Annotated in this window: 4 protein-coding genes; all 4 read right to left on the bottom strand. The window is 29.9% G+C overall.

Annotated elements, in window-relative coordinates; genetic code table 11:
* Nucleotides 1-106 precede the first annotated feature (106 nt).
* Nucleotides 107-376, bottom strand: coding sequence for a hypothetical protein (locus QNK89_RS09430; RefSeq protein ID WP_340170770.1), 270 nt, complete (start codon nucleotides 374-376; stop codon nucleotides 107-109).
* Nucleotides 377-434: 58 nt separating this feature from the next.
* Nucleotides 435-1,658 carry a hypothetical protein gene (locus tag QNK89_RS09425; protein WP_340170769.1) on the bottom strand — a complete coding sequence of 408 codons (1,224 nt, stop codon included), beginning with the start codon at nucleotides 1,656-1,658 and terminating at the stop codon, nucleotides 435-437.
* A gap of 146 nt (nucleotides 1,659-1,804) precedes the next feature.
* Nucleotides 1,805-2,368, bottom strand: coding sequence for a fibronectin type III domain-containing protein (locus QNK89_RS09420; RefSeq protein ID WP_340170768.1), 564 nt, complete (start codon nucleotides 2,366-2,368; stop codon nucleotides 1,805-1,807).
* Nucleotides 2,369-2,387: 19 nt separating this feature from the next.
* A partial coding sequence (locus tag QNK89_RS09415) for a hypothetical protein (protein WP_340170767.1) occupies nucleotides 2,388-2,753 on the bottom strand: 366 nt, incomplete at its 5' end.

The following is a 2,753-nucleotide window of genomic DNA, read 5'->3' as shown; positions in this document are numbered from 1 at the left end:
AGTTCATCTTCTGTTAAAAACAGGTCTGATTTTTTATAAGAACTAAACGAACGTAAGACTAATGAGTAATGATTCCTTAATGTAGAATCAGTTTTCATATAAGGGTCTATGTTCTTGACGTAGTGCATAATAGTAGCGTGGAAAATAAATAACCCAATGAATCTGGTAACTCTACACCATCTCTATAATTTATAACCGCATTCCATAGTTTTACATTATATAATTTTATTATCTTTTTTAATTTATCATTATCAATATTAGAATATAAAGGTTTTTTTTCTTTAAATTCTTTTATTGTTTCTTCGTTTAATATACCTAATCTTTTTTCTCTATGTCTAGAGGCATTTAAATCAGGTTTTTTAAAATTGGTAATCATATAGTTATATTTATAATTTACAAAAAAAACACCACTTAATGAAATTTTATTGGGGTGATTATAATGCTTGGTAAGTTAAAACACATATGTTACCCATTGTTGGATGTTGAATTTCTAATTTTCCAGATCTTCTATTTCCAGTAAATTTATTACTGTGATGATAATAGTCTGCCTTTCCTAAACTAGGTAATGTCTTTTCTATAAAACCTGCTGTTTCATTAGAAGTCATATATTCTACTTTTCTATCTGTATGTATATGACCTTTGAATAAGGTTCTGTTTGTTGTAGCCCCCCACTGTTTAGGGTATTCTGATGCAAATATTAAAGGATTATTTTTGCTACGTTTATCTCCATGTTCAAAAGCATTAAAGTTATCTTTCCAAACATGTACTTTTCTTTCTTCATAGGATACATCCCATGTAATACTATTACATTCAATTGATTCAGATAAAGCATGAGCTAAATGAAATGAAGATAATCTGTCATGATTACCTGGAACATAAACTATAACTAACTCTTCACAAAATGATTTGATATAAGTAATTGCCCAATGCATAGCATCAAACGCTTGTACATAAGCTTCTGTAGCACCCATACAATTATCTAATGGTGTTCCGCCTGTAGTTGTACCGGAAAATGTATCCATGTTGATTAGATCTCCTCCTACAACAAAATACATCTTTTCTATATGATGTATAGCATGTGCTCTTTGTACTAAGTTTTTAACTGTATCTTCAAAATCTTTATCTATAGTATCATTACCTTCTTTACCAAAGTGTATATCTTGTAATGAAATTACTGCACAATGTGGATCATTAGTAAATTTATTTCTAAATGGTAAATTTGATATTTTGTATTTTCTTGGTACCCAGTTTTTTAATAAGTTTTCAAAAAGCTTTTGTTCTGGATTTTTAATTTGAGAAATTAAAGCTGATACTCTCCAATGGTCTCCCATTTTTTTATTCCAATATTGATATAGTTTCCATTTATTTGTATCTATCTTTAATAGAGATATTATTTCTTCAGCTGATTTGGGTTCATGATTAAATGTACCAGATAGTTTACCTGTTCCATTTTCTAAGTCAATTGTTTCAGTTACATTTGAATCATTTGATACTTGTTCTAAATATTTTTGTTTTTTCTTTTGCTTTTTTCTTTCTTGAAGAAGTTGCTTTTTAAGTTTAATGTATTGTTTTTCTGTAATGTTTAATTTAGCTGCACAATATGAAGGATGTTTTTTCCATTTTAACGTTTCACTAATTTGTTTTTTAATATTTGTCATAAGAAAAATTTAGGAATCAACCAAAGATATATAAATTTTTATTTATTTGATAGTAAATAACTTATAAAAACAAAAAGAGATTGAGTTTCCCCAATCTCTTCCAACTCGTGTAGCAGAAAACCAACAAACTACTACTCTGTTGTTATTTAAGCTGTTGCTAATGTAGAAAATAAGATTTCTAGTGGTTTACAAGATGCAGAATTATTGTTATCTACAACCTTAACTTTATATGCTGTACTAGCTATTAAGTTTGTTATTGTGTAATTAGAAACAGTTGTTACTATTGGCGTTGAGTTTGCAAGTGTCCAACCAGTTGGAGAAACTTGAGTATCAAAATAAATATTTAAACCCGTACTTGAACTCCATATACCATCCCATATAACAACTGCTGTAGAGCTTGTAATAACTCCAGCATATACATTATATGGATCATGTTGAACATCACTTGATGTACAAGCTCCTAATCCATTTGATAAAATCATAGCGTATTTTTGTATAATAGAATCTAATCTTTCACCAGAAGTTATTGTTATTCTTGTAGCTGCAGGTCCTATTTGAAAAGAGGTACCTGTGTAGCTTACACATGCTGCACTTTGAATATCATCACATCTTTCACTTCCTACACTACAATCAGTATAAGTACATGCATTAGTTATTGCTGTATCAGCGCAACTACACTTTTTACTACATTTTGTACAATTACATGCCATTTTTTATATTTTTATTTTATTAACAAGTTCCTGTTATTACACTACTTATTGTTGTAGGTAAGTAAGAAGTAGTAGTAGCACCACCTGTTTGCTGAGCTAATTCTATCCAAGGTTGAATGTAAACACCATTTATAGTTGCACCTAAAGTTGATCCTACCCCACATATAACATACTTAATTCCGTTAGTATTTGCATAAGCTATCATATTCTGAATACCAGCCCATGTTACAGCGTTAAAACTATCTGATATACCTCCTGGTAATTGATCTGTAATAATAACTACATATTTAGCTGCATTAGCTCTAAACGCACCTGGAACAGAACCGCCTGCTACAGCTAATTGAGCAGCATAATCTGTTGAATCAGCATCTGAATCACCATCTCC

It is taken from the genome of Lacinutrix sp. (assembly GCF_037625555.1).
Classification (GTDB): Bacteria; Bacteroidota; Bacteroidia; order Flavobacteriales; family Flavobacteriaceae; genus Lacinutrix.
Note: the sequence above shows the minus strand (reverse complement) of the source record. Positions and strands in the feature narration are given on the sequence as shown.